Annotated in this window: 21 protein-coding genes; 8 read left to right on the forward strand and 13 right to left on the reverse strand. The window is 59.1% G+C overall.

Annotated features, from left to right (window positions below):
* Nucleotides 1-185: 185 nt before the first annotated feature.
* Nucleotides 186-401, reverse strand: a complete 216-nt coding sequence (locus tag DA915_RS29055; RefSeq protein WP_162692208.1) for a hypothetical protein — start codon at nt 399-401, stop codon at nt 186-188.
* A 134-nt stretch (nt 402-535) separates the two neighbouring features.
* On the opposite strand from DA915_RS29055, the gene DA915_RS25810 reads away from it, so the two are divergent.
* Entirely contained in the window at nt 536-2,482 is a 1,947-nt protein-coding gene (locus tag DA915_RS25810; RefSeq protein WP_107677717.1) for a M23 family metallopeptidase, read from the forward strand.
* A 68-nt stretch (nt 2,483-2,550) separates the two neighbouring features.
* Here DA915_RS25810 and clpB read toward each other — a convergent pair whose 3' ends face one another.
* The 6 genes from clpB to DA915_RS25845 all read right to left on the reverse strand — a co-directional run bounded on the left by clpB (nt 2,551) and on the right by DA915_RS25845 (nt 12,425).
* Complete coding sequence (clpB, locus tag DA915_RS25815) at nt 2,551-5,175, reverse strand: ATP-dependent chaperone ClpB (RefSeq protein ID WP_107677718.1); 2,625 nt, start codon at nt 5,173-5,175, stop codon at nt 2,551-2,553.
* 367 nt (nt 5,176-5,542) lie between these two features.
* Nucleotides 5,543-6,334 carry a DUF4167 domain-containing protein gene (locus DA915_RS25825; RefSeq protein WP_031234089.1) on the reverse strand — a complete coding sequence of 264 codons (792 nt, stop codon included), beginning with the start codon at nt 6,332-6,334 and terminating at the stop codon, nt 5,543-5,545.
* 395 nt (nt 6,335-6,729) lie between these two features.
* Nucleotides 6,730-7,599: a peptide chain release factor N(5)-glutamine methyltransferase gene (gene prmC / locus DA915_RS25830; RefSeq protein ID WP_107677719.1), complete on the reverse strand. Its 870-nt coding sequence runs from the start codon at nt 7,597-7,599 to the stop codon at nt 6,730-6,732.
* Nucleotides 7,596-8,675, reverse strand: coding sequence for a peptide chain release factor 1 (prfA, locus tag DA915_RS25835; RefSeq protein WP_107677720.1), 1,080 nt, complete (start codon nt 8,673-8,675; stop codon nt 7,596-7,598). The genes prmC and prfA overlap by 4 nt, the downstream gene beginning before the upstream one ends.
* A gap of 29 nt (nt 8,676-8,704) precedes the next feature.
* Nucleotides 8,705-10,972 (reverse strand): phosphoenolpyruvate--protein phosphotransferase, encoded by a 2,268-nt coding sequence (gene ptsP, locus DA915_RS25840; protein ID WP_003508762.1) that lies wholly within the window; start codon nt 10,970-10,972, stop codon nt 8,705-8,707.
* Between the two features lie 175 nt (nt 10,973-11,147).
* Nucleotides 11,148-12,425 (reverse strand): aspartate kinase, encoded by a 1,278-nt coding sequence (locus tag DA915_RS25845; RefSeq protein ID WP_003508761.1) that lies wholly within the window; start codon nt 12,423-12,425, stop codon nt 11,148-11,150.
* 390 nt (nt 12,426-12,815) lie between these two features.
* Between DA915_RS25845 and DA915_RS25855 the strand changes: the two genes are divergently transcribed.
* Complete coding sequence (locus tag DA915_RS25855) at nt 12,816-14,663, forward strand: DEAD/DEAH box helicase (protein WP_107677721.1); 1,848 nt, start codon at nt 12,816-12,818, stop codon at nt 14,661-14,663.
* A 286-nt stretch (nt 14,664-14,949) separates the two neighbouring features.
* On the opposite strand, the gene DA915_RS25860 is transcribed toward DA915_RS25855, so the two are convergent.
* The gene (locus tag DA915_RS25860) at nt 14,950-16,188 is read right to left on the reverse strand and encodes a saccharopine dehydrogenase family protein (protein ID WP_003508758.1); all 1,239 of its coding nucleotides are present in this window, start codon (nt 16,186-16,188) and stop codon (nt 14,950-14,952) included.
* Nucleotides 16,189-16,247: 59 nt separating this feature from the next.
* Complete coding sequence (nspC, locus tag DA915_RS25865; protein WP_060723391.1) at nt 16,248-17,345, reverse strand: carboxynorspermidine decarboxylase; 1,098 nt, start codon at nt 17,343-17,345, stop codon at nt 16,248-16,250.
* 282 nt (nt 17,346-17,627) lie between these two features.
* Here nspC and DA915_RS25870 point away from each other — a divergent pair, with 282 nt between their 5' ends.
* From DA915_RS25870 to galE, 3 genes are all read left to right on the forward strand, one after another.
* Entirely contained in the window at nt 17,628-17,972 is a 345-nt protein-coding gene (locus DA915_RS25870; RefSeq protein ID WP_003508755.1) for a YqjD family protein, read from the forward strand.
* A 10-nt stretch (nt 17,973-17,982) separates the two neighbouring features.
* Complete coding sequence (locus DA915_RS25875) at nt 17,983-18,420, forward strand: hypothetical protein (RefSeq protein WP_003508754.1); 438 nt, start codon at nt 17,983-17,985, stop codon at nt 18,418-18,420.
* Between the two features lie 171 nt (nt 18,421-18,591).
* Nucleotides 18,592-19,575, forward strand: a complete 984-nt coding sequence (gene galE / locus DA915_RS25880; protein ID WP_107677722.1) for a UDP-glucose 4-epimerase GalE — start codon at nt 18,592-18,594, stop codon at nt 19,573-19,575.
* A 104-nt stretch (nt 19,576-19,679) separates the two neighbouring features.
* On the opposite strand, the gene DA915_RS25885 is transcribed toward galE, so the two are convergent.
* The gene (locus tag DA915_RS25885) at nt 19,680-20,252 is read right to left on the reverse strand and encodes a PRC-barrel domain-containing protein (protein ID WP_107677823.1); all 573 of its coding nucleotides are present in this window, start codon (nt 20,250-20,252) and stop codon (nt 19,680-19,682) included.
* Nucleotides 20,253-20,490: 238 nt separating this feature from the next.
* On the opposite strand from DA915_RS25885, the gene DA915_RS25890 reads away from it, so the two are divergent.
* Entirely contained in the window at nt 20,491-22,215 is a 1,725-nt protein-coding gene (locus DA915_RS25890) for a sensor histidine kinase (protein ID WP_192886666.1), read from the forward strand.
* Between the two features lie 297 nt (nt 22,216-22,512).
* Here the strand turns inward: DA915_RS25890 and DA915_RS25895 are convergent, their stop codons facing one another.
* Nucleotides 22,513-23,502, reverse strand: coding sequence for a sensor histidine kinase (locus DA915_RS25895; protein WP_035213313.1), 990 nt, complete (start codon nt 23,500-23,502; stop codon nt 22,513-22,515).
* A gap of 95 nt (nt 23,503-23,597) precedes the next feature.
* A complete protein-coding gene (locus DA915_RS25900) occupies nt 23,598-24,392 on the reverse strand; it encodes a response regulator (RefSeq protein ID WP_003508747.1) in 795 nt (264 codons plus the stop codon).
* A 138-nt stretch (nt 24,393-24,530) separates the two neighbouring features.
* Between DA915_RS25900 and DA915_RS25905 the strand changes: the two genes are divergently transcribed.
* The gene (locus DA915_RS25905) at nt 24,531-24,737 is read left to right on the forward strand and encodes a NepR family anti-sigma factor (protein ID WP_003508746.1); all 207 of its coding nucleotides are present in this window, start codon (nt 24,531-24,533) and stop codon (nt 24,735-24,737) included.
* Complete coding sequence (locus tag DA915_RS25910; RefSeq protein WP_003508744.1) at nt 24,737-25,303, forward strand: RNA polymerase sigma factor; 567 nt, start codon at nt 24,737-24,739, stop codon at nt 25,301-25,303. The genes DA915_RS25905 and DA915_RS25910 overlap by 1 nt, the downstream gene beginning before the upstream one ends.
* Before the next feature lie 59 nt (nt 25,304-25,362).
* Here DA915_RS25910 and DA915_RS25915 read toward each other — a convergent pair whose 3' ends face one another.
* Nucleotides 25,363-25,833 (reverse strand): Lrp/AsnC ligand binding domain-containing protein, encoded by a 471-nt coding sequence (locus tag DA915_RS25915; protein WP_107677723.1) that lies wholly within the window; start codon nt 25,831-25,833, stop codon nt 25,363-25,365.
* Nucleotides 25,834-26,005 lie beyond the last annotated feature (172 nt).

The following is a 26,005-nucleotide window of genomic DNA, read 5'->3' on the forward strand; positions in this document are numbered from 1 at the left end:
TTCAATTGTCAAAAAACAGACCGTATCAAACAGTCACAAAATCATTCCCCCAAAGCCTAAACCCCGGGAAACAAACAAGCTATCAGCCCATCCGCTTGATTTCTTTAGAACGAAAGTCGTCGTCGCCAGCAGCGCCGCCGCCCTCGTTCAGTGAGCGGACTTATAAATCCACCCCACCAAACAAGTCAACACAGCAATATCAAAAAAATCAAGAAATGTGACAGATCGCTGATTTTAAAAGGGAATTTCGTTTTCATCAGCCGATCGGCATAAAACCACCCCGCCGTGCCTGTGGTTTTGCACAGGAGAACAGCCCAACGGGCGGCAAGGCGGGTCTCGCGCCTTCTTTTAGCCCCCTTCCTCGCTAATTGCTTTGCCAACGAAGCGTTAATACGAGACATGCCTGCGCGTGTCCTTATATGGGCTGTTGCGGCATGTCCGCCGGTGCGTCGACCGATTTGACTCACGGCTTTGAAAGTTGCACACCTTCGCCTGAAGTTTCTGGAGAGCGCATGACCGACGGGGCACAGCTGGTATGACTGCGGATCGCAATGTGATCCGGTCGCTAGGCACAGAACCGCCAATTCTGGCGGAAGGACGCCGTGCACCCGATCGCCGCGAAATTTCGCTCAGATGGCTTTCCGGCACGTTCCTTACCGGCATTACCTCTTCCATATTGATGGGCGTGGCGCTGTTTGCCGCTCTCGACGGCCGCCAGCAGCTTGCCATTCCCGCCGAAGCCTTCGCCAAGGCGGATATGGGCAACAACGCTACGGAAGCCGCCCGTCGGGGCACACGCCTCGTCGCACCGAATATCGCGGCCCGGCCATCCGACCGGTCGATCATGGAAGTCTCCACCGTTATCAATGAAGGCGACAAGGAAGTGGTCCGCAAGGTTCCCTTCTCCCACGTCAAGATCCCGCTGGCGGCAAATTACGCCAAGCAGGACGACTATCCCGCCTTCGATCCCCTGAATATTTTCGCGAGCAACGAGGACAAGGACGCATCGGCGCCCGCACCAAGCCGGACTGGAACGATCTACGGCTCCGAGGTGGAATCCGAAGTCAGCCTGAAGACCGTCGCCTTTCCCGTTCAGCACTCCAAATATCCCTTCGCCGGCTCCCTGAGTTTCGACGAGGTTGAGGAGGCGGTACGTTCGAACGGCTCGATCCTGACGGATGGCAACGAACAGCTTGCCGCGCTTTATTACATCGACCCCCGCCGTTTCGATAATGATGAAGGCGATGTCGATATCACCGCCGGCCTCGCGGCCCGCGTCGTTGAACAGAACATGTCGGTTTCGACCCCGCAGTCAGCCTCGGTGCCCGTCAAGGAATATGCCGACGACGTGATCCCTGCCCGCCAGACCGAGACCATCGAGGCCGCCCTCTTTGGCGCCGGCTATTCGAAGGCGCAGTCGTCGGAAATTGCAGGCCTGCTGTCGCCGCAACTCCAGTCGAACAATGTCGAAAGCGGCGACGTGCTGCGCGTCGGCATTATTCAGGAAGACGACAAGAGCGACATCGTGCGCGTGAGCCTTTACCGCAAGGGCCGCCACGTGGTCACCATGGCCATTGATGACCGCAAGCGTTTCATCAAGGCCAGCGAACCGCCGAAGCTCGACGCGGTGGCGACCGCCTTCGACAGCACCCCGGCACCTGCCGCCGGTCGCGATCTGCCGAGCGTTTATGACGGTGTCTACCGTGCGGCCCTGGCTTACGGCATGAACCAGAGCATGGTTTCCCAACTCATCAAGCTTCTCGCCAGCAGCGTCGATTTTCAGGCGCAGCTCAAGCCGGCGGATACGCTGGAAGCCTTCTTCTCCGTGGAAGACGCGGATGGCAAGGCGACGGACAAGTCGGAACTGCTCTACGTCAACGCCAAGTTCGGCGACAACGAGACACGTTTTTATCGCTTCCAGAATCCGGACGATAACAGCATCGATTATTTCGACGAGAACGGCAAAAGCATCCGGCAGTTCCTGTTACGCAACCCCGTTCCGAACGGTCGCATGACGTCGGGTTTCGGCATGCGCCGCCACCCGGTTTTGAAATTCAGCCGCATGCATACCGGCACCGACTGGGCCGCGGCACGCGGCACGCCGATCATCGCGACGGGCAACGGCACCGTCGAGAAGGCCGGATGGGCCTCGGGTTACGGTAACCAGACGCTGATCCGCCATGCCAATGGCTATGTCTCTTCCTATAACCACCAGAGCGCCATCGCCAAGGGTGTCACCGAAGGCTCCAAGGTCCGGCAGGGTCAGGTCATCGGTTATGTGGGATCGACCGGCCTTTCGACCGGCGCGCATCTGCATTACGAGCTGATCGTCAACGGCACCAAGGTGGACGCGATGAAGGTGCGCCTGCCGGGTGGCAAGTCGCTTTCCGGCGATGCGCTCGCGCGGTTCTCCGATGAGAGAAAACGTATCGACAATCTGCTGAATATTGACGAAAAGCCCAATCAGGTGGCGAGCCGCTAATTCGCCGGACCTTTACCGCCCGAAAAGCTGCCAAATGAAAAGGGCTCCGTTTCCGGAGCCCTTTCGTTTTATGCCGCATCGGCCGTTTCGGCTTCGGCCTCGCCCTTTGCGGGCTTGACCTTGAACAGCAGCCGGTCGGTGCCCGAGGTCACCTTGACCCGCGAACCGTCAGGAACTTCGCCGCCGAGGATCATTTCGGCAAGCCTGTCCTGAACCGCCTTCTGGATCACCCGCTTCAGCGGACGCGCGCCGTAAGCCGGATCGTAACCCTTGTTGGCAAGCCAGCTGCGGGCATCCTCATCCAGTTCGAGCGAAATCTTGCGATCGCCGAGCAGCGAGATGAGACGCTTCAGCTGGATTTCGACAATTGCACCCATCTCATCGCGCCGCAGGCGGTGGAAGAGGATGATATCGTCGATACGGTTGAGGAATTCCGGCCGGAAATGCGACCGGACCCGCTCCATCACCAGATCACGAACCGAATCCACATCGTCATTGTCGCCCATCTGCGTCATGAATTCCGAGCCGAGGTTCGAGGTCATGATGATGATGGTGTTCTTGAAATCGACGGTGCGGCCCTGGCCGTCCGTCAGACGGCCATCATCCAGCACCTGCAGCAGGACGTTAAAGACGTCAGGATGCGCTTTTTCAATCTCGTCGAACAGCACGACCTGATAGGGCCGGCGGCGAACCGCTTCCGTCAGGGCACCGCCCTCTTCGTAGCCGACATAGCCGGGAGGTGCGCCGATCAGCCGGGCAACGGAGTGTTTCTCCATATATTCCGACATGTCGAGGCGAACCATCGCGGTTTCGTCGTCGAACAGGAAGCGGGCCAAGGACTTGGTCAGCTCGGTCTTGCCCACGCCCGTCGGGCCGAGGAAGATGAACGAACCGATCGGCCGGTTGGGATCCTGCAGGCCGGCGCGCGAACGGCGCACCGCTTTCGACACCGCCTGAACGGCCTCGCCCTGCCCGACAACGGACTTGGCAAGCTCGTCTTCCATGCGCAGCAGCTTTTCGCGCTGACCTTCCAGCATCTTGTCGACCGGAATGCCCGTCCAGCGGGAAACGACATGGGCGATATTGTCGGCTGTCACCACTTCCTGCACCATCGAACCGGCACCGCTGCTGTCGCGGGCTTCCGCCGCAGCCAGTTCCTTTTCGAGGCCCGGAATGATGCCATAGGTCAGCTCGCCAGCGCGCTGGAACTGGCCGTTGCGCTGGGCAATCGCCAGTTCGTTGCGGGCTTCGTCCAGCCGCTTCTTCAAGTCTGCGGCGTGGCCGAGCTTCTGCTTTTCCGCCTGCCAGCGGGCCGTCAGCGCATCTGCCTTTTCTTCCGTATCGGCCAACTCGTCCTCGAGCTTCTTGAGGCGGTCGGCGGAGGACTGGTCCGTCTCCTGCTTCAAGGCTTCGCGTTCGATCTTCAGCTGAATGATGCGGCGGTCCAACTCGTCCAGTTCTTCCGGCTTGGAATCCACCTGCATGCGAAGACGCGAAGCGGCCTCGTCCATCAGATCGATTGCCTTATCAGGCAGGAACCGGTCGGTGATGTAGCGGTTGGAAAGCGTCGCAGCTGCAACAAGGGCGGAATCCGAGATACGAACCTTGTGGTGCTGTTCGTATTTTTCCTTCAACCCGCGCAGGATCGAGATCGTGTCCTCAACGGTCGGCTCATCCACCAGCACAGGCTGGAAACGGCGGGCAAGGGCCGGATCCTTTTCCACATGCTTGCGATATTCATCGAGCGTGGTGGCGCCGACGCAGTGCAACTCACCGCGGGCAAGGGCGGGCTTCAGGAGGTTGGACGCATCCATCGCGCCATCGGCCTTGCCGGCGCCGACCAGCGTGTGCATCTCGTCGATGAACAGGATGATGCCGCCGGTTTCGGCCTGCACCTCGTTCAGCACAGCCTTCAGACGCTCTTCAAACTCACCGCGATATTTCGCACCGGCAATCAGCGCGCCCATATCGAGCGCCATCAGCTTCTTGTCCTTCAGGCTTTCGGGCACATCACCATTGACGATGCGCAGCGCAAGACCTTCGGCAATCGCCGTTTTACCGACGCCGGGTTCACCGATCAGCACGGGATTATTCTTGGTGCGGCGCGACAGGACCTGAATAGTGCGGCGAATTTCGTCGTCGCGACCGATCACCGGATCGAGCTTGCCTTCGCGGGCTTCCTCCGTCAGATCGCGCGCGAACTTCTTCAGCGCGTCAAAGCCCTGTTCGGCGTTGGCGCTGTCAGCCGTGCGGCCCTTGCGGATGTCGTTGATGACCTGATTGAGCGCCTGCGCCGTTGCACCCGCCTTCTTCAGGGAAGCCGAGGTGGAAGCGGAGCTTTCAATGGCAAGCGCCTGCAGAAGACGCTCGACGGTGACAAAACTGTCCCCGGCCTTCTTGGCAAGATCTTCCGCGGTCGAGAACACTTTGGCGAGCGGCGCGGTGAGCGAAAGGCCACCATTTCCACCGGAAACCTTGGGCAATTTCGCAAGTGCCGCATCATTGGCAAGACGCGCTTCCTTGGCGCTGCCGCCGGCGCGCTCGATCAGCGATGCCGCCATGCCCTGCTCGTCATCGAGCAGAACCTTCAGAACGTGTTCGGGCGAAAACTGCTGATGGTTTTCGGCAAGCGCAAAGGTCTGCGCCGATTGCAGAAAACCACGAACGCGCTCGGAGTATTTTTCAATATTCATAGTCGAACCTCCATAGACCGGCCCGCCCGCTTTCGGCACGGCTCCGGGTGTTAGGGTTGAGGCTCCCTCAAAAGGCAAGCCCCGCTACGACAGCCGTGTTCAAAGGATTTCACGATCGCCGCCTCTTGAAGGTCGGTTGCCGGCGAATGCGGCTTCCGTCCTTCCTGCACGAATATGGGAGGCATTTTCATCGGTTTAAAGGGGAGAAAATCCACCATCCGGGAAATTTTCATACGAACTGACAGGCGTCAATTCGCCGCGCGAAATCCACGCTGACGGCCAGCGGAATGTTCATAGCCAATCGCAAAAAACAAAAAACTCCGGCAAGCCGGAGTTTTTCGATCGCAGAGTGGTTTGCAGAAGCTGCTTATTCGGCAGCGTTCTCAAGCGTGGCAGGTGCAGCGTCGTCACCGGCCGGCGCATCTTCGCCTTCGGCGCCTTCCGCAGCGGCGGTGCGGCGCGGGCGGCGCGGGCGCGGCCCTGTTGCACGGCGTGTCTTCGGTGCACGTTCAGCCGCCGGAGCTTCCGCCTGCTGCTGCTCTTCCTCAACGGCCACTTCCATGGGAGTGCCTTCGATGACCGGCTGCGGCGCCTGGCTGGCGTCGTAAACCGGCGGCTGCTGTTCGGCGGCCACCTGCGGCTGGCGTGGCTGACGTTCCTGCCGCTCGCGGCGGTCCGGACGCTCACGACGCTCCTGGCGCGGTTCGTTCCGCTCAGTACGCTCCTGGCGTTCGGGCTGCTGCGCGCGCTCGACCTGTTCGGCCTGCTGCTGCGGTGCAACGACGCCTTCATCGCCGTCATTCACATCCATATCGTCGCCATCGGCACCGCTATATTCGCCGCGATCGTCGCGCTGGAAGCGTTCCTGCATCTGGGCCTGAGCCGAAGCGATGATGCGGTTATAATGTTCAGCGTGCTGCAGATAGTTCTCGGCGATCACGCGGTCGCCGGAACTCTGCGCGTCGCGCGCCAGAGCCGCGTATTTTTCCGCTATGTGCTGGGCTGTGCCACGGATTTTAACATCGGGGCCGGAGCTGTCATAAGTCCTGGTGAGCGGGTTGCCGCCCTTGCGGTTGAAGTTGTTGTTGTTACCGCCACCATTGTTATTGTTGTTGCTTCCACGCCCCCGGCCGCGCTTGTTTTGCTGTCCTGGCCTCATCAATTGCTCACCTGAATTCTGTTTTGCTGACAATCTGGTTGTTTTCATGCAATTCCGGGCGGAAAACCGCTGGAAATTTTTCCTGAAATTGCTCCATCACGCGCCTTGCCGAAGATAACCCCGGGACAAGACCTCGCGTATGACGACCGGCTGCGCAAATGCTGCACCGAGCCGCCTGCGAACAAAGTTTACTGATTCACATGCCGGAAACGCCCAGCCTTTCAGGGCTCTCAAAAGAACCCGCTTCGGGACTGACCCATACCCTGACGAATCTGTGTTCGTCCTCAGCCACCCAGCATGTGGCCGCAAACTATCCCGCTTCATGCGGAAATCCAAGCCTTTTCTTTTGCTGTGCAAAATATCCTTGCAAAAATCCGCAGACATATCGCGAACAACTATCTCCGGAAGGTCAAAACTCTGTCGTTACCGCCATAATCCTTCACGGCGTCCAGAAGAGAGAAGCCGTGGGAAGCAAATATAGCGGAAACATCAAGCCTTTGATCGAAACCGATCTCCACACCGACAATCCCGTTTTCCACAAGAAAGCGGCCTGCATCGGCAGCGATGAGGCGGTACGGTGCAAGGCCGTCCTGACCTCCGTCCAGCGCCGCCATCGGATCGTGGTTACGAACCTCTTGGTCAAGCGTTGCGACGATATCAGTCCTTATATAAGGCGGATTCGACACAATTATGTCAAAGCTGCCAGAGATTTTTTCAAACCAGTCGCTGCGTATGGTCTCAAAGCGCGCGCCAAGATCATTTCGGGCCGCATTCCTGGCCGCCGTTTCCAGCGCATCGGCGGAAATATCGCTGCCGATGCCGGTGGCATCGGGGCATTCTTTCAACAGCGCCAGACCGATCGCGCCCGTGCCGGTGCCCATGTCGAGAATGCGGGCGCTGCCCTTGGTGGAGATGGCTTTTTTCAGCTCCGGCAACAGCGTGTCGACCAGAACTTCCGTATCCGGCCGGGGCTCGAGCGTCTCCTTTGACAGAAGAAGATCGAGGCCATGAAATTCCCGGTGGCCGAGAATGCGGTGAACGGGTTCGCCATTCGCCCGCCTGTCGATCATGGTGGCGATACGGGCGCTTTCTTCCGGCGTAACGACACGATCAGGCTTCATCACGAAATCGGTCAATGAAAAATCGATGACCTCCGCAATCAGGAGCCGTGCATCGAGAAGCGGATCATCGATCCCTGCCGCCTGCAGCCTTTTGCGGGCGGCGGCAAGCGCGCTCGCGACACTCGCTTCGCCCGCCGTACTCAAAGCTGCTCGCCGAGCTGGGCAAGCTGACCGGCCTGATAATCGGCGATCAGCGCATCCACGAGTTCATCGATTTCGCCCTCGATCATCCGGTCGAGCTTGTAGAGCGTGAGGTTGATGCGGTGATCGGTGACGCGGCCCTGCGGGAAATTATAGGTGCGAATGCGCTCGGAGCGGTCGCCGGAGCCCACCTGGCTCTTGCGGTCGGCCGAACGTTCGCTCTCCACTTTCTGGCGTTCGATATCGTAAAGCCGCGAGCGCAGAACCTGCATGGCCTTGGCGCGGTTCTGATGCTGCGATTTTTCCGAACTGGTGACGATCAGACCCGTCGGAAGATGGGTGATACGGACCGCCGAGTCGGTGGTGTTGACGTGCTGGCCGCCCGCACCGGAAGCACGCATCGTATCGATGCGAATGTCTTCCGGGCGAATTTCGACGTCGATGTCTTCCGCTTCCGGCAGCACGGCAACCGTGGCGGCCGAGGTGTGGATGCGGCCGCTCGCTTCCGTTTCCGGCACGCGCTGCACCCGGTGTACGCCGGATTCGAACTTCAGCTTGGAAAATACCCCTCGCCCGCTGATCGTGGCGATGATTTCTTTGTAACCGCCCGCTTCACCCTCGCTGGCGGAAAGAACTTCGACTTTCCACCCCTTGGTCGATGCAAAACGCTCATACATGCGGAAGAGATCGCCGGCAAAAAGTGCCGCCTCGGAGCCGCCGGTGCCGGCGCGGATTTCAAGGATCGCGCTTTTTTCGTCCGCCGCATCCTTCGGCAGCAACAGGACCTGCATGTCCTTTTCAAGCTCGCCGATACGGCTCTCGATTTCCGGCAGCTCCATTTCCGCCAGGTCGCGCATATCCCTGTCGGTCGTCTTGTCAGCAAGCAACGCCTCGAGATCGGCCGCTTCGGAGACCGCCTTCTCGTATTCGCGGATTTTCTTCACTACCGGCTCGAGTTCGGAATATTCCGAAGCCAGCTTCACATAAACATCCGCTGCAGGCCCGGCCGACATACGCGCTTCGATCTCGCCGAAACGTCTTTCCAACTCGCGCATTTTTTCGACGGGAAGCTTCGCCACCAGTCACTCCAATATTGAAACAGGTCTTTTTAAATGGGAATGGAATGCGTCGCCGCAAAGCGTAACAACACCTCGCGCGCGCTTTCCAGCGAATTATGGTCGTCCAGCGCCGCGTTCAGCTCATCGGCAAGGCGTGCGGCATCAAGCCCGAGCAGCATGGCCTTCACGGGGCCGATCGCTGTCGGCGACATCGAAACCGAACGAAAACCGAGGCCAATCAAAGCCATGGCCGACAGCGGCTTGCTCGCCATTTCACCGCACAGCGTCACCGAAGTGTGGTGCCTTTCGCCGGCGCGCACGATATCGCGCAGAATGCGCAGGAACGGCTTGCCCAAATTATCGAAACGATCCGAAACACGAGCATTACCGCGATCCACCGCCATCGAGAACTGGAACAGGTCATTCGAGCCGACGGAGACGAAATCCACCTCCTGCATCAGCTCATCGAGCTGCCACATCAGCGAAGGCACTTCCAGCATCGCGCCGAATTGCAGCTTTTTCGGCAGCGCGTGGCTGAATTTCGAGAGATGCTGCACTTCCTTCTGGAGAAGGTCGCGCGCGGCGCGGATTTCGGACACTTCCGTCACCATCGGCAGCATCATGCGCAATTCAGCACCGGAGGCGGCGCGCAGCAGCGCGCGCATCTGCGTGCGCATCAGGCCCGGACGGTCGAGCGACAGGCGGATCGCCCGCCAGCCAAGCGCCGGGTTTTCCTCTTCCTGGCCGCGCATATAGGACACAACCTTGTCGCCGCCGATATCCAGCGTGCGGAAGGTGACGCTTTTTCCCTTCGCCTGCCGCAGAACGGACCGGTAGAAAGCCTCCTGCTCCTCGCCCTTCGGCATGTTGGAGGCAATCATGAATTGCAGCTCGGTGCGGAAAAGGCCGATGCCGTCAGCGCCGGATTCCTCCAGCTGCGGCAGGTCCACGAGAAGGCCTGCATTCATTTTCAAGTTGACCTTCTGGCCATCCTTGGTGATCGGCTCAACATTACGAAGCGCGCGGAACTGCTCCTGCCGCTTGGCGCGCAGGCGAACTTTTTCCTCATAGGCGCGCTGCAGATCCGACATCGGACGCAGATGCACCTGACCGTCATCACCATCGATGATGATGGGATCGTTATTTTCAGCAAGTGCGACGATGCCCGTCGCCTGCCCGATGATCGGAATGCCCATGGCGCGCGCCACGATGACGACATGGCTCGTCACCGCGCCGTCCTCAAGCACAAGACCGCGCAGTTTTTCGCGCGGATAATCCAAGAGTTCGGCGGCACCCATGGCGCGAGCCAGAACGATGGCGTCGAGCGGGAAATCCTGCTCGGGACCACGCCCGCCGAAACCGATGAGCTGGCGCAGCAGCCGGTTGGCGAGATCGTCGAAATCATGCATGCGTTCGCGCAGGTAAGGATCGGTCAGGCGCATCATGCGCGCCTTGGTGTCGCTCTGCACCTTTTCGACAGCCGCTTCCGCCGTCAGGCCGTTGCGGATCGCCTCTTCCATGCGGCGTACCCAGCCCTGATCGTGGGCAAACATGCGATAGGTTTCGAGAACTTCGCGATGTTCTCCCTCTGTCGGCACGTCACGGCGCTGCAACATGTCGTCGATCGACAGGCGTAGCGACCCAATGGCATCGGCAAGACGCCGGATTTCCGTATCCGCATCTTCATTGAGGAGATTGGTGACGACAATGCGGGGATCATGCAGCACGACGTGACCAAGACCGATGCCTTCGCCATAGGCGTCGCCATCGATGGAAACGGCACGCGTCAGATCAAGCTCCACACCGGGGCGGGTGATCTTTTTCAACTCGCCGCTCGCCACTATTTCAGCGATAAGCATCGCGGTTGTCTCGAGCGCTTCAATTTCATCCTCCCGGTATGTTCGGCTGGCCTTGTTCTGGACCACAAGAACGCCAAGAGTGCGACCGGAGCGCAAAATCGGCACGCCGAGGAAGGAATGATAAATTTCCTCACCGGTTTCAGGAAGATAGCGGAAAGCCGGATGCGCCTGCGCATCGGAAAGATTGAGCGGCTGGGCCGAAGCGGCAATCGTGCCGACAAGACCCTGCCCCATTTTCAGCTGTGCGAGATGCACGGCATCCTTGTTGAGACCTTCGGTGGCGTAAAGTTCCAGCACGCTGTCGGAGCGCAGCACGTAGACCGAGCAAACCTCCGCCACCATGTTGCTGGCAATCTGACGGACGATCTGGTCCAGACGGTCCTGCGGTTCAAGGTGCTCCGCCATCATTTCGCGCAGCCGCTTGAGCAGGACGCGCGGACCTGCGGAAAGGTCTCTCATCGCGTTTGCTCCCCGACGCTTCCGATCCGAATGTCATAATATTCGAGAATCAAAACGTCATTTAAAAATTTATAGCGCGAGAAGCGCGTCCCGCAAGGGACACGCTTTCATGAAACGCCACATCGGAAGAACGCAACTCCGAAGAATCGGAGCATCGGGAACCGATGTCTCGGCTTCAAGCCTTATCGAGGCCGTAGGCGGAATGCAAAGTGCGGACCGCAAGTTCGGCATAGGCGCCGTCGATCAGGATCGAAATCTTGATCTCGGACGTGGTGATGGCCTTGATGTTGATATTCTTCTCGGCAAGCGCCTTGAACGCGCTGGCGGCAACGCCGGCGTGGCTGCGCATGCCGATGCCGATGACGGACACCTTAGCAAGGCCGGTTTCGTTCTGTGCGACGTCGAAGCCGATCTGGGCCTTGTTGTCATCCAGAACCTTCAGAGCCTTGGCAACATCGCCCGAGGGAACGGTGAAGGTCATGTCGGTGCGCGAACCATCTTCGGAGATGTTCTGCACGATCATGTCGACATTGATATGCGCTTCCGCGAGCGGCCCGAAGATCGCGGCGGAGACGCCCGGACGGTCGGCCACGCGGCGCAGCGAGATCTGTGCTTCATCCTTGGCATAGGCGATGCCGGTTACGACTTCCTGTTCCACGATTTCATCCTCGTCACAAATCAAAGTACCGGGCGGGTTGATGAGGTCGCCCATGCCCGGCGCATCGGGATCCTCGAAACTGGAGCGAACGAAGGTGCGCACCTTGTGTACCATGGCAAGCTCGACGGAGCGAACCTGCAGAACCTTCGCGCCGAGAGACGCCATTTCGAGCATTTCCTCGAAGGCGATCTTCTTCATGCGGCGAGCCTTGGGCTCGATGCGCGGATCGGTGGTGTAGACGCCATCGACGTCAGTGTAAATGTCGCAGCGATCCGCCTTGACGGCGGCAGCGATGGCGACAGCGGACGTATCCGAGCCACCGCGACCGAGCGTCGCGATGCGATTATCCGGGCCGATGCCCTGGAAACCGGCAACGACGGCTACCTGGCCTTCGCCCATGCGGTGGACGATATCCGAACCGTCGATCTCGAGAATGCGGGCGGCGCCATGCGCATTGTCGGTGCGGATCGGAATCTGCCAGCCCTGCCAGGAGCGCGCATTGATGCCCATGGATTGCAGCGTGATCGCCAGAAGACCCGATGTCACCTGTTCGCCTGATGCGACAACCGCGTCATATTCGCGCGCGTCGAAGAACGAAGCGGCGTTGGCGCCGGCAACCTTCGCGGCGTTCTGCACCCAGTCCACCAGCTCATTGGTTTTGCCGGACATGGCGGAAACGACCACGGCCACTTCATGGCCGGCATCCACTTCGCGTTTCACATGCCGTGCGACATTGTGAATGCGTTCGAGGTTCGCGACGGACGTGCCGCCGAATTTCATGACAATGCGAGCCATAGCCTTGACCAGTACCATCCCATTTTCCCGCCGGCTCCCTCTGGAAACGGACGGACAAGAACAAACCCAGTCGGCCCTTCCTGACAAAGAGCCTCAAGTTGCGGGTCTCTTAGCGAAAAGGCGGGGGGCACGCAATGCCGTTTATGAACCATGCGGTACGCCTTTTTCGGGAGCCTGAGCATGGAACAATGGCGCAATGAAGCGCCGGCGGGATAAAGCACACGCAAAAGAGCGTACCGCAGTGCACTGTACAAACGGGCCCATTCGCAGTATGAGCGCGGCAATGCAACCGGCCAGATGGCCGAAATGGCCTGTATCGGCTGCCCCGGAGACTTTAGGACCTATTGGTTTCGGGCGGATGCGGGCAGCTTCATATCCGAAAGACGGTAGATGACAGACACCCAGGGTATCGCCCCGGCGATCGCGCAGGCGTTGGAAAAACGCGGCTACAAAGATTTGACCCCCGTGCAGCAGGCCATGCTTGCGCCGGAACTCGCCGACAAGGACGCGCTGGTTTCCGCGCAGACCGGTTCCGGCAAGACGGTCGCCTTCGGCATCGCGCTTGCGACCACGCTGCTGCGCGACGACAACCGCTTCGGACAGGCTTCCGCGCCGCTGGCGCTTGCCATTGCGCCAACCCGCGAACTGGCCATGCAGGTCAAGCGCGAACTGGAATGGCTTTATGAGTTTGCCGGTGTTTCCATTGCCTCCTGCGTTGGCGGCATGGACATCCGCAATGAGCGGCGGGCGCTGGAGCGCGGCGCGCACATCGTCGTCGGCACGCCCGGTCGTCTCTGCGACCACATCAAGCGCAATGCACTTGATCTGTCCTCCATCCGTGCGGTTGTGCTTGACGAAGCCGACGAGATGCTCGACCTCGGTTTCCGCGAAGATCTGGAATTCATTCTGGAAGAATCGCCCGACGATCGCCGCACGTTGATGTTCTCGGCCACCGTGCCGCGCAGCATCGCCAAGCTTGCCGAAAGCTACCAGAAGAATGCCGTGCGCATCGCCACTGCTTCCGAACAGAAGCAGCATGTGGATATCGAATATCGCGCCATGCTGGTGTCCCCGGCAGACCGCGAAAACGCCATCATCAATGCGCTGCGCTTTTATGAAGCCCGCAACGCCATCGTTTTCTGCTCCACCCGTGCGGCCGTCAACCATCTGACAGCGCGACTGAATAATCGCGGCTTTGCCGTCGTGGCGCTGTCGGGCGAATTGACCCAGAACGAGCGCACCCATGCGCTGCAGGCCATGCGCGATGGCCGCGCCCGCGTCTGCGTTGCGACCGACGTTGCCGCGCGCGGCATCGACCTGCCGGGTCTCGAACTCGTCATACACGCCGACCTGCCGACCAATTCCGAAACGCTTCTGCACCGCTCCGGCCGTACCGGCCGCGCCGGTCAGAAGGGCGTCAGCGCCATCGTGGTGCCGGTCAACCAGCGCCGCAAGGCAGAACGCCTGCTTGAGGGCGCCAAGGTCAGCCCCGCATGGGTTCGTCCGCCTTCCGCCGAAGAGATCGTCGAGCGCGACGGCGCCCGGCTTCTGGCCGATCCGTCGCTGACCGAAGCTGTAGCCGACGACGAACGCGATTTCGTCACCAAGCTCCTGGAACAGCATGGCGCGGAAAAGGTCGCCGCCGCTTTCGTGCGTCTTTACCACGCCGGACGGTCTGCACCTGAAGACATCACGGAAGTCTCGCTGGACAACAGCCGCAAGCCGCGCCGCGACAGTTTCGAGACGGTCGAAAACGATGCCCCGCGCCGCGAACGCTCCGATTTCGCCGATAGCGCGTGGTTTTCGCTGTCCGTCGGCCGCAAGCAGAGCGCCGAGCCGCGCTGGCTCATCCCCATGCTCTGCCGCTTCGGCAAGATCACCCGCCAGGATATCGGCGCGATCCGCATGCAGCAGACGGAGACCTTCGTGGAACTGGCGGCCGATGCCGTCGACCGTTTCACCTCCGCCATCGGCAAGGACATGATGCTCGAAAAAGGCATCCGTCTGAAGGCGCTGGAAGGCAAGCCGGAAATAACCGGCGGCTTCCGCGAAGATACGCGTCCGGCCAAGGCCCAGCGCAAGTTCAGCAAATCGGACAATGCGGCCGCTCCCCGCGACGACCGCAAGACTGACGACAAGCCCTGGAAAAAGAAAAAGCCCTTCGGCGACAAGCCGAAATACGAGGGCAAGAAGGACAAGCCCTTCGAAAAGCGTGGACCGAAGCCGACAAAGGGCTGAGGTCGACCCTTCGCAAGCCTCAGAAATTTCGGATCCCGTTCATTCGGGGCCTGAGGCCGGCGGCAAGGTTTCTGCCGTCATGCCGGCCTTGAGCCGGCATCCAGCCACGGCGCGTCTGCGCCGTGAGAAGACTCTCCCGCGATCAAGGACTTGATCGCGCTGGACCCCGGACTAAATCCGGGTGACGGTGGGGTGCTACGAATTCGCCAAACTATTTGGGTCGCCTCCAACAAAAAGCCCCGCTTTCGCGGGGCTTTTTTATTTCCATCAATCAAAACGCCGGCAATCAGAACTCCAGCGCGCGGTCGCCGTTTTCGTCCTTGATGCGGTTCGGAAGACCGATCTTGTTCAGAATGTTCAGGAACGGCTTCGGCGGCAGTTCTTCAACGTTCGCCATCTGCTTCACGTCCCATTCGCCTGTCGCAATCAGCATGGCGGCGGCGACCGGGGGAACGCCGGCGGTGTAGGAAATGCCCTGCGAGCCGACTTCCTCATAGGCTTCCTTGTGGTCAGCCACGTTATAGATGAAGACTTCGCGTTCCTTGCCGTCCTTGATACCCTTGACGATATCGCCAATGCAGGTCTTGCCGACATAATCGGGCGCCAGAGAAGACGGATCGGGCAGCACGGCCTTCACCACCTTGAGCGGCACGACTTCAAGGCCTTCAGCCGTCTTGACCGGCTTCTCCGACAGGAGGCCGAGGTTCTTCAGCACGGTGAAGACATTGATGTAGTGATCGCCGAAACCCATCCAGAAGCGCACATCGGCGCCGTCCATGTTCTTGGACAGCGAATGCACTTCGTCGTGGCCCGTCATGTAGGCCTTCTGCTTGCCGACGACAGGCAGGTCGAATTCCTGGCCGACTTCGAACATCTGGTTCGTCTGCCACTCACCCTTCTGCCAGGAATAAACAACACCGGTGAATTCGCGGAAGTTGATTTCCGGATCGAAGTTGGTGGAGAACCAGCGGCCGTGGCTGCCGGCATTGATATCGACGATATCGACCGAGGTGACCTTGTCGAAATAGTCATCCTTGGCAAGACGCGCATAGGCGTTCACCACACCCGGATCGAAACCGACGCCGAGAATGGCGGTAATGCCCTTTTCCTTGCACTCTTCCGCGCGCTTCCACTCGTAGTTTCCGTACCACGGCGGCGCTTCGCAAATCTTGGTCGGATCCTCGTGGATCGCCGTATCCATATAGGCAACACCCGTGTCCATGCAGGCACGAAGAACGGACATGTTGACGAAAGCCGAACCGACATTGATGACGATTTCTACGCCGGTTTTTTTGATCAAGGCTTTCGTCGCCTCGATATCCATCGCGTCAAGCGCATGGGCCTCAAGTTTCACATCAGTCTTGAGGCTCTTCTTTTCGCGTACGGACTCGACAATCTTGCGGCACTTTCCCAAGGTCCGTGACGCAATATGAATGTCTCCCAATACATCGCTGTTCTGGGCGCACTTATGCGCCACGACCTGTGCTACGCCACCGGCGCCGATGATCAGAACGTTCTTCTTCATTTCAGGTGATGCCTCCTTTTCCCCGCAGGGATAAGCTTCGTTGGATGTTGAAACAGGGTTTAAGACAGGCTTTGCTCGAAATCGGCAAAGTCGAATTCACGAACGGCGCGCACGGTGCCGTCCAGTTCCTTGATGGCGATCGCCGGCATCTTCACGCCGTTGAACCAGTTCTTCTTGACCATGGTGTAACCGGCCGCATCCTGGAAGGAGATGCGGTCACCGACCTTCAGCTCCTTGTCGAAACGGAAGTCACCGAAAATATCGCCGGCGAGGCAGGACTTGCCGCAGACCATATAGGGATGTTCGCCCTCATTCGGCGATACCTTGGCGGTTTCGCGGTAGATCAGCAGATCGAGCATATGCGCTTCAATCGAGCTGTCGACGATGGCGAGGTTCTTGCCGTTGAACAGCGTGTCGAGAACCGTCACTTCGAGCGTCGTGCTCCTGGTGATCGAGGCTTCGCCCGGCTCCAGATAGACCTGCACGCCGTATTTTTCCGAGAAGGCGCGCAGACGGTCGCAGAACTGGTCGAGCGGATAATTGTCGCCGGTGAAATGAATGCCGCCGCCGAGGCTCACCCATTCGGCGCGCGACAGCAGCGATCCGAATTTTTCCTCGATCTGCGTCAACATGCGGTCGAACAGCGAGAAATCACCGTTTTCGCAATTATTGTGGATCATGAAGCCGGAAATGCGATCCATGACCTTGTCGACCTTGGCGACATCCCATTCGCCAAGGCGGCTGAAGGGGCGCGCGGGATCGGCAAGATCAAAGCTCGAGGAGCTGACCTGCGGATTCAGACGCAGACCGCGCGTGATGCCGGAAGCCTTGTCCGCGAAACGCTCGAGCTGACCGATCGAATTGAAGATGATCTTGTCGGCATTCGCAATCACCTCGTCGATTTCATAATCGGCATAGGCGACGGAATAGGCATGGGTCTCGCCGCCGAATTTCTCGCGGCCGAGACGCACCTCATAAAGCGATGACGAGGTGGTGCCATCCATATATTGCGACATGAAATCGAACACCGACCATGTGGCGAAGCACTTCAGCGCCAGCAGCGCCTTGGCGCCGGATTTTTCCCGCACATAGGCAATCTTCTCCATGTTGCGAAGAAGTTTTGTCTTGTCGATAAGGTAATAGGGCGTCTGGAGCATGTCGTTTCACATATTGATTGAAGTCAAGGTACGTCTCGATGATGGGCCTTATATGATGCTTGTGACAGGAAAACAAATGTCCGGCACCGAATTCCCGGAAAATAGCCCCCGAGCCGAAATGCCTGTGAAGAAAACACCTTCCCTTGCGGAACCAAGCCGGCATGGGCGCGTTTGAATGACGGACAGGCGGGTGTTTCGGCCGCCGTAACGAAGGTTCGTGAGCGGCGGCAATCTGTAACGTACCGCCATTCCCATCAACGATGTTCAGGAAGGACTTCACCTATGGCAAGCGTGCGTAGCAACGTGAATGACAAGATCCAGCAATCCCTCGAAAACGGTGATGCAGCCGATGTGGCGGCGCAGCTCGCCCAGCTTCGCGAAGATCTGGCAAATCTTGCCAAGAGCGTGAAGGCGCTCGGCGTCGGAGCATCGCACGAGCTAAAGGCGCAGGCAGCCCGTGTGGCCGATGACGCGCTGACCGCGTCCGGCGAAATGGCCGACAGCGTCCGCAGCGAAATCTCCACGCTGAATGACAATCTGACCGACCACGTCCAGAAGAACCCGCTGCAATCGCTCGGCATCGCCGTCGGCGTCGGTTTCGTGCTCGCCCTTCTGACGCGTCGATAAGGCCGCGCTCATGCTTGAGGCATTGCTGGTCTATCTGGGGGAGACCCAGCGCGAAGGGCGCGTCGTCACAAGGCGATTGCGCGCGACCATAATCCTGTCGGTTCTGACCGGGATATTCTTTCTGATCGCCTTCATCGCCGCCGTGGTGGCGGGGTCCATCTATCTTGCCCGGCATGTGGGTGCAGGCCCTGCGGCGCTGGTCGTCGCCGGCACGGCATTTCTGCTCGGCGTCATCATGCTGGTGGCGCTGGCGATCGTCAAACGCCCGAGAGTCTATGCCGCACGACCTGCTGTCGCACCTTTGACGGCAGCGCCGCTGGCCGCAGCGCCGCTGGCCCTGCAATCGCTGCTGACACTGGCGATCCAGGCGCGTCCCTATGCAACGCTCGCCGTGGCTGTCGCGGCCGGTTTTCTGGCCACCAGGGTCAATACGAAAAAGTCCAAGTAATTTCTTGGCGACACGGCAAGGCAAACCGCGCATCCAGACGATGGATGCGCGGTTTTTTTTATGTTACCCGCGAAGGATAGACTGGTTGATGGCATCCTGCGCCACGCCGCCCTTATTTGAACAAAGTGACATAGAGTCTCGGCGCGTCCGTAATTTTCTGAAAGGCAATTGATGAAGAAGAAAGTCCTTGTCGTCGGCGGTGCCGGCTATATCGGTTCGCACACCTGCCTTCTCCTGTCTGAGCGAGGATATGAACCTGTCGTTTTCGACAATCTGTCCAACGGCCATGAGGAATTCGTCCGCTGGGGACCCTTCGAACAGGGCGATATTCGCGACCGGGCGCGGCTGGACGAGGTCTTCGCCAAACACCGGCCGGAAGCCGTTCTCCACTTCGCCGCACTGATCGAAGTCGGTGAATCGGTCAAGCAACCCGTGGCTTTCTACGACAACAATGTCATCGGCTCGCTCAACCTGCTCTCCGCCGCCATCGATGCCGGCGTCACGTCATTCGTTTTCTCCTCCACCTGCGCCACGTATGGTTTGCCGGAACAGGTGCCGATCGACGAGACGCACCGGCAGGCGCCGATCAACCCCTATGGCCGCACCAAATGGGTGGTGGAGCAGGCGCTGAAGGATTACAGCACCTATAAGGGGCTTCGCTCCGTCATGCTGCGCTACTTCAATGCCGCGGGCGCGGATTTCGAAGGCCGCATCGGCGAATGGCACAAGCCGGAAACCCACGCGATCCCGCTTGCCATCGAGGCAGCGCTCGGCCGGCGTCAGGGCTTCAAGGTGTTCGGCACGGATTACGACACGCGCGACGGCACCTGCGTGCGCGACTATATCCACATTCTCGATCTCGCCGATGCGCATGTACGGGCGGTGGATTATCTGCTCGCCGGCGGAGAAATAGTCGAACTCAACCTCGGCACCGGCACCGGCACCACGGTGAAGGAACTGCTGGCGGCGATTTCGGAAGTCTCCGGCCGCCCCTTCCCCGTTGAATATACCGGACGCCGCGACGGCGATTCCACGACGCTTGTCGCCAATAATGACAAGGCGAAAGAGGTTCTGGGCTGGGAGCCGCGTTATTCCCTGGCCGACATCATCAAATCCGCCTGGGCGTGGCATTCCTCCCGCAACGCCGGGGAGTGAGTAATCAGCGACCAGATACAAAAAAGACACCGGCCTTCTGGCCGGTGCCTCCCGCGGGACGGCTGATGAAAGCCGGTCCCGCTCCTGCCTCCCAGGTATGGGAATTAGGGCTTGGTGGCGGACGTCGTCGTGCTGTCGGGAGCCGCCGGCACTGCCGCATTCTTTTCGCTGGCCTTCTGTTCCAGCGTCTTGAATTCGGGAGCGGCCTTCAGAGTTTCCGCCGTTTCCGTCGTCGTCAGGCGGATCGTGCCGTCCTGCGCATTACGTGTCATCGTTACCTTGTCCATGGGAACGGCAACATCCTTTGCACCGATCCCCAGGAAGCCGCCGACGCCAATCACAGCCGCAACGAGACCACCATCTTCTTCCATGATCAGGTTGGTGACGTTACCGATGCTTTCATCAGCCGCAGTATAGACCGACTTGCCGATATAGTCGTTGGCGCTGATCTGCGTTTCGCCCTGTTCGGTCAGATAGGCACCGCCCATCGTTGTGGCCGCGCTATCATTGGCCGCAGGAGCCGCAGGCGTCATGGGGGTGGCAGGGGTTGCCGGCTCCGTCTGCGCGCTCGGATTTGCCGGCGCAGGCTGGGTGGTGCCCTGAGCGATGGCCAGCGGCGCGAAAGCCGTCGTGCCCATCAGGGCGGCGGTGACGAGTATCGTAAGTTTCTTAGCCATTTCGTACCTTCCTTTCATCGTTCTCAACTGGCCGGCGGGGATGAATTTCATGTCCGCTTTTCGGCCGGTTCGTCTGGCAAACGGGTTGGTCGTTGAAATAGTTCCGATTTTTTCAATCACACCGACGCACAATTGCGGCCTGCCGCAACAACCGAAGGTAAAAATCAGGCATTGCTAAAGGGGGATGGCACGGTATTATCCGTGTCGTAACAATGCCATAACTGCCGGAGTTTTTTGTATGCCTCGACCCGGCGACAGACTGAAAGACATGATCTCGGCTTTGCGTCGGCGCAGTGCGAATTTTTTCCCGACCGCCTCCATCGGCACCTATCTGGTGGTGATGGCGACTGTCATCACGCTCCCGCTCATTCTTTTCGGCGGCTATCTGATGCTCCGCCTCGAGGCGGAAAAACGCGACGACCTGCAGCGGGAAACCATCGAGGATGTGCGGGTGGTCTCCCGCAACATCGACCGCCGCCTGCAGGAAATCGCCACCTCGCTCAATCTCCTGTCGCAATTTCCGGAACTCGAGAACGGCAACCTTGCTGCATTTCAGGGACGCGTCGCAGACAGCCTGAAGCGGGAGGGCCTCTACGCCATTCTCGCCACCAAGGACGGCCAGCAGCGTCTCAACACCCGGGTGCCCTATGGCCAGCCACTCGGCAAGGTGCCGGAGGAAGCCAATCTGGCCAGGGCGGTCGACTCCCGTCGCATCACCGTCTCGGACATGTTTTTCGGCACGACCAGCAAGGAATGGGTGTTCAACGTTACCATGCCACTTGGCCCGGAACTGGATTCGGCCGGGGATGCCCTGATCCTGACGCAGAATGCCAGCGACCTCAGCCGGCTGATCCCCACGGAAAACCTGCCGCGCAACTGGGCGGTCGCCATTATCGACGGGACCAATCGCGTCGTCGTTTCCAGCGCGCAGGATGAGGCGGAAGTGGGCAAACCCTTCGTCAACCCTGACGTACTCTCGGAAATGCAGGCCTTCAGCGGCAATTTTTTTGACGGCAAAGGTAATCTCTATGCCTATGCCCAATTGCCGGGCTGGCAATGGAGGACCGTGATGTGGGGGCCGCTTGCGGCGAGCCAGGCGGTGCTGGTGGATACATGGCGACAGATGATGATCGGCAGCCTTGTGCTGGTGCTGATCGCCATTGGTGGCGCCTATCTGGTCGGCCGGCAATTGCGCAGCTCCATTCGTGACCTGACCCTGATGGCCGAGCGCATCGGCGAAGGCGAAATCGTCGCCCCTGTCGATACCAAGATAAAGGAAGCGAACCAGGTCGCCATCGCACTCTCCAACGCGTCTTTCGACAGAAGCCAGTCGGAAGAGCGGCTGCAATTGCTGCTGCACGAACTGGTGCACCGCTCCAAGAACATTCTGACGCTGGTTCAGGCGATGATACGGCAATTGGGGCGCGAGAATAAAAGCATTCCGGAATTCCAGAAGGAGGTGGATCACCGCCTGCGCGGTCTTGGAATGTCGATCCGGGCATTGGCGGAGGTTCAATGGCAGGGCCTGCCTATCCGCAAGCTGATCGAGACCCACCTCGATGTTTTCGGCACCGTGGCGCAGCGCATCGTGCTGGTGGGAGATGATTTCATGCTCTCCCCGGAAGCGGCGCAGAATTTCGGCCTGGTGATCCATGAGCTGACAACGAATTCCATCAAATATGGCTCATTGTCGGTTCCATCAGGAAAAATCACGGTGCGATGGCAGTCGCTTGAAAAGGACGGGCGGCAGATGATCCATCTCGTCTGGACCGAAACGGGCGGACCACCGGCGAGAGAGCCAAGCCGCAAGGGCTTCGGCACCACGGTCATCAAAAGGCACGCGGAAGGCGCCTTCGGCGGGCAGGTGGTGACGGAATATCGCGAGTCCGGCTTCGAGTGGTCTCTGGAAGCGCCGATCCGTTATTTCACGCCAAAACGATCGGAACAGACAGGCACGCACTGAGGCTGTCCGCTGGCGGACCGTCTCCGCCATACGGATAGAAAAAAGCAGCGAAAAATGGCTGATATCTTGCGTAATGTTAAAAAAACGCATTTTTCGGGAACCGAATCCGGCCATGCGTGTTTTTACTGCAGGCCAAGCAATTCCCCCGTCCCCGCCTGAAGCTTGGCTGAAAATAAACAGGTTTCACCCCTGAAAACCTGTCATAAAAATAGCACGGCTCTTTCATGGGCCGTGCTTTTTGCTTTTTATCTTCACGAAATGGAAGTTAGACCCGGCTCTGCGAGGAATAGACGGATTTCAGGCGTCCGCGCTGTCGCCGGAGGGAAATCTCAGCCGGTAGACGATCCGTTCAGGCGTCAACTGATACTCGGCGCTTCCCCCCAACGCAGACGGAACCACCTTTTCCAGCACGACGCTGCCGAAACTGCCGCGCCGGGCCTCCGCCGGCTCTTTCGACGGCATCATCGGCTCATTCCATTCGACGACATAAAAATCACCCTCCTGGCGACATTGCAGGGTTATGGGCGGGTGGTAGGCAAGATTGCCGCTATGGCTGACGGTGTTGACAACCAGCTCATGGAAGGCAAGTCCGATATAGAGCGCACCATTCGGGTTGAGGAGAAGGTTCTCCCCTTCCATATGGATGAGGTTCGGATATTCCGGCACGTAAAGATCAAATTGCTGGCGCAGCAGCTCGAATATACGCGCACCCCGCCAGTCCGAATCCGTGATGAGATCCTGACTTTGGGCAAGAGCGTGCAGCCGCCCCCGGAACTTGCGCAGAAAATCATCCTTGGTGAGGCTGAAGCGGGCCGTCTGGCCGGCGAGGCTCTGGATGATCGCCAGCAGGTTCTTGGAGCGGTGGCTGACTTCGCGCAACAGCGAGCGCAGAAGCTGCTCGCGCCGCCTTTCCGCCGTCACTTCGCGAATGGTGGTTTTCATCACCACCTGGTCCGTTTGGTTGAAGGTGGAATGGACTTGAAACTGGAAGACGCGATCATTGCCGGCATTGACTTCCAGCATGCCGCGGCTGCCCGCCGTGTGCATGTCCTTCTTGAGTTCGGCAAGCCGCGCTGACAGATCGTTGCCAAACAGATTTTCATCTGTCGGATGGGAATCTGCCGGAAGTTTCCAGACATCCGGCAGATTGGCCACGAATATATAGTCGCGGTTCCAGTCCTGCAGCATGACTGTCTCACCCGAATCGAGCAAGGCGAGGACGAGCGAGTCGTGAAGTTCGCTTTCGTTCCTCTCCGCGTTATGCCATGCCAGCCGATGCAAATTCATCTCCTTGCAGAAAGCCGCGGGGCATCCCCACGACCGTAACCGCCAACGCCCGGGCACCAGACTGGTTCCCGGTCAGTCCGCGGTTTCGGCAAAATTCACGCCGCGACGCGTGAGCTTTCGTTGAAAAACAGGGCCTGGCTGATAAGCGCTTTCACCATGTCCGGATTAAACGGCTTCGTCACAAGGAAGGTCGGCTCCGGCCGCTCGCCCGTCAGAAGACGTTCGGGGAAAGCCGTGATGAAGATCACCGGGAGGGTGGTCATCTGCAGGATGTCCTTCATCGCATCGAGACCGGAGCTGCCATCGGCGAGCTGGATATCGGCGAGGATCATCTTCGGCTGGGTGCGATGGAAGAGCTCGAGCGCTTCGGTGTGGGTGCGGGCAATACCCGTGACACGGTGGCCGAGATCGGTGACCATCTGTTCGATATCCATGGCGATCAGAGGCTCGTCCTCGATGATCATGATATCGGTCGCCACCTGCCGGGCGATTTCAGACGCCGCCTCGTCGATCAGCTTGCCGACCTGATCTTCGGAGACCTTCAGAACCTCTGCGGTTTCCGATGGCGTGAATTCTTCGACAGTCGTCAAAAGGAAAGCCTGACGGGCCAGCGCCGGCACGGCGGAGAGGTTGGCCGAGGCGCGTTTTTCCCATCCAGACAGGTTTTCATCGGTCTTAATATTGATCGTGACGGAACTAAAGATCGATACGAACAATTGATAGAGCGAAACGCGATCGCCGCTTGTCTGCGGAAAAATGCTGATATCGGCGATCAGAGCTTCGAGTGTTGCCGCAACATAGGCATCGCCCGTGGATTGAGAGCCGCAAACGGCACGCGCGAACCTGCGCAGATATGGCAGGTGCGGTGCGATGCGTGTAGAAACTGACATGGAATTCTCCCCTTTCATGCGGTCTGCAGCGCAAACCCAAGATAGCAACGTGCGCATCGCAAAAATAGTTCCGGATCGCCGGAACTATTTTTTTCACCGCGCATTATTTGCCACGACACAAAAGGAATACCGGACGTTATGAACATATTTCAATCGGACCAAGAATCTCCGGACAATCCAGCCGCCCCCCAGGTCCCGCACTCCGGGCGGGCGGTGATTTCCCGTAAGCTCAGGGAGCTCTACGATGCCGTTCAGGAAGAGGGCATCCCTGACAAATTCCTCGATCTTCTCGAGAAACTCGATGAAGCCGAAAATAAAGCCAAAGCCAAGGCTTCGGAGGAATGATGGCGAAAGAGCCAGAGCAGACAGAATACAATTTCAAGCGGGAAATGCTGGCGGCGCTGCCAAACCTGCGGGCATTCGCGATATCGCTTATCCGCTCCAGGGATCGTGCTGACGACCTCGTGCAGGACACGATCATGAAGGCCTGGGCCAAACAGGACAGCTACCAGCCTGGCACCAACATGCGCGCATGGCTGGTGACGATCCTGCGCAACGAGTTCTATAGCCAGATCCGCAAATCCGGCCGTGAGGTGCAGGATACGGACGGGGTCTATACCTCGCGCTTGTCAGTCCCGCCCGAACAGCATGGTTCGGTGGATCTTCAGGATTTCCGGGCAGCACTCGCAAAGTTGCCGGATGACCAGCGTGAAGCCATCCTGCTGATCGGCGCCTCGGGTTTTGCCTATGAGGAAGCCGCCGAAATCTGCGGCTGCCCGGTCGGCACGATCAAGAGCCGTGTCAGCCGCGCAAGACTGCGCCTGCAGGAATTGCTGGGCATCGAAAACGAAAACGAGTTTGGTCCGGACGCGCAGATGAGCGCGGTCACCGCCGCCGCCACGGCGCGCTGAGGAAACTGAACAGCCAAAACGGGCAGGCAGTCGCCTGCCCGTTTTTTTATGTCCGCTTTTCAGATGCCGGTTTCCTTCACCGATTGCATGACCACGAATGTCGAGGTGTTGGAGACGGATGGCAGGCTGGAGATCTTCTCACCGAGTACCCTTCGGTATTTGCGGATATCGCTGGTGCGCACCTTCAGAAGATAATCGAAGGCGCCGGCGATCATGTGGCACTCCTCCACTTCCTTGATCTTGCGCACCGCCGTGTTGAACTCCTCCAGCGCCTTTTCCCGCGTATCGGAGAGTTTCACCTCAGCGAAGGCGATGTGATCGACGCCGAGCTTCTCCGGGTTGAGCATGGCGCGGAAGCCGAGAATATAGCCCTCATCCACCAGCCGCTTAAGCCGCGTCTGGCAGGGCGTCTTGGAAAGGCCGACCCTTTTCGACAATTGCAGAACGGACATGCGCCCATCCTCGCTGAGCGCTTCGAGAATCTTGAGATCGAAGTAGTCCAGACCGTCTGTTCTCTGACTGTTTGCCATGTGATTTCACGCCAAATCTGAAAAATAAAAGTTCATATTGCCTGTTTTATCCTGAAAATAGGGCCATAGCAATTTCTGCGATGATGATATTGTCTGCGACAGGATGACAAGCGGCGGGCGGAGGACACGCTGCCGCCGACGGTCTGTCTTCAACAGCTTTTTCAGGATTTTC

The organism is Agrobacterium sp. LAD9, assembly GCF_003031125.1.
GTDB classification, from domain to species: domain Bacteria; phylum Pseudomonadota; class Alphaproteobacteria; order Rhizobiales; family Rhizobiaceae; genus Agrobacterium; species Agrobacterium radiobacter.

Excerpts from the sequence above, each read along its gene's own strand:
- DA915_RS29055 (WP_162692208.1), bottom strand. The coding sequence starts at position 401 with ATGTCTCGTATTAACGCTTCGTTGGCAAAGCAATTAGCGAGGAAGGGG.
- DA915_RS25810 (WP_107677717.1), top strand. The coding sequence starts at position 536 with ATGACTGCGGATCGCAATGTGATCCGGTCGCTAGGCACAGAACCGCCA.
- clpB (WP_107677718.1), bottom strand. The coding sequence starts at position 5,175 with ATGAATATTGAAAAATACTCCGAGCGCGTTCGTGGTTTTCTGCAATCG.
- DA915_RS25825 (WP_031234089.1), bottom strand. The coding sequence starts at position 6,334 with ATGAGGCCAGGACAGCAAAACAAGCGCGGCCGGGGGCGTGGAAGCAAC.
- ptsP (WP_003508762.1), bottom strand. The coding sequence starts at position 10,972 with ATGAGAGACCTTTCCGCAGGTCCGCGCGTCCTGCTCAAGCGGCTGCGC.
- DA915_RS25845 (WP_003508761.1), bottom strand. The coding sequence starts at position 12,425 with ATGGCTCGCATTGTCATGAAATTCGGCGGCACGTCCGTCGCGAACCTC.
- DA915_RS25855 (WP_107677721.1), top strand. The coding sequence starts at position 12,816 with ATGACAGACACCCAGGGTATCGCCCCGGCGATCGCGCAGGCGTTGGAA.
- DA915_RS25860 (WP_003508758.1), bottom strand. The coding sequence starts at position 16,188 with ATGAAGAAGAACGTTCTGATCATCGGCGCCGGTGGCGTAGCACAGGTC.
- nspC (WP_060723391.1), bottom strand. The coding sequence starts at position 17,345 with ATGCTCCAGACGCCCTATTACCTTATCGACAAGACAAAACTTCTTCGC.
- DA915_RS25870 (WP_003508755.1), top strand. The coding sequence starts at position 17,628 with ATGGCAAGCGTGCGTAGCAACGTGAATGACAAGATCCAGCAATCCCTC.
- DA915_RS25875 (WP_003508754.1), top strand. The coding sequence starts at position 17,983 with ATGCTTGAGGCATTGCTGGTCTATCTGGGGGAGACCCAGCGCGAAGGG.
- galE (WP_107677722.1), top strand. The coding sequence starts at position 18,592 with ATGAAGAAGAAAGTCCTTGTCGTCGGCGGTGCCGGCTATATCGGTTCG.
- DA915_RS25885 (WP_107677823.1), bottom strand. The coding sequence starts at position 20,252 with ATGGCTAAGAAACTTACGATACTCGTCACCGCCGCCCTGATGGGCACG.
- DA915_RS25890 (WP_192886666.1), top strand. The coding sequence starts at position 20,491 with ATGCCTCGACCCGGCGACAGACTGAAAGACATGATCTCGGCTTTGCGT.
- DA915_RS25895 (WP_035213313.1), bottom strand. The coding sequence starts at position 23,502 with ATGAATTTGCATCGGCTGGCATGGCATAACGCGGAGAGGAACGAAAGC.
- DA915_RS25900 (WP_003508747.1), bottom strand. The coding sequence starts at position 24,392 with ATGTCAGTTTCTACACGCATCGCACCGCACCTGCCATATCTGCGCAGG.
- DA915_RS25905 (WP_003508746.1), top strand. The coding sequence starts at position 24,531 with ATGAACATATTTCAATCGGACCAAGAATCTCCGGACAATCCAGCCGCC.
- DA915_RS25910 (WP_003508744.1), top strand. The coding sequence starts at position 24,737 with ATGGCGAAAGAGCCAGAGCAGACAGAATACAATTTCAAGCGGGAAATG.
- DA915_RS25915 (WP_107677723.1), bottom strand. The coding sequence starts at position 25,833 with ATGGCAAACAGTCAGAGAACAGACGGTCTGGACTACTTCGATCTCAAG.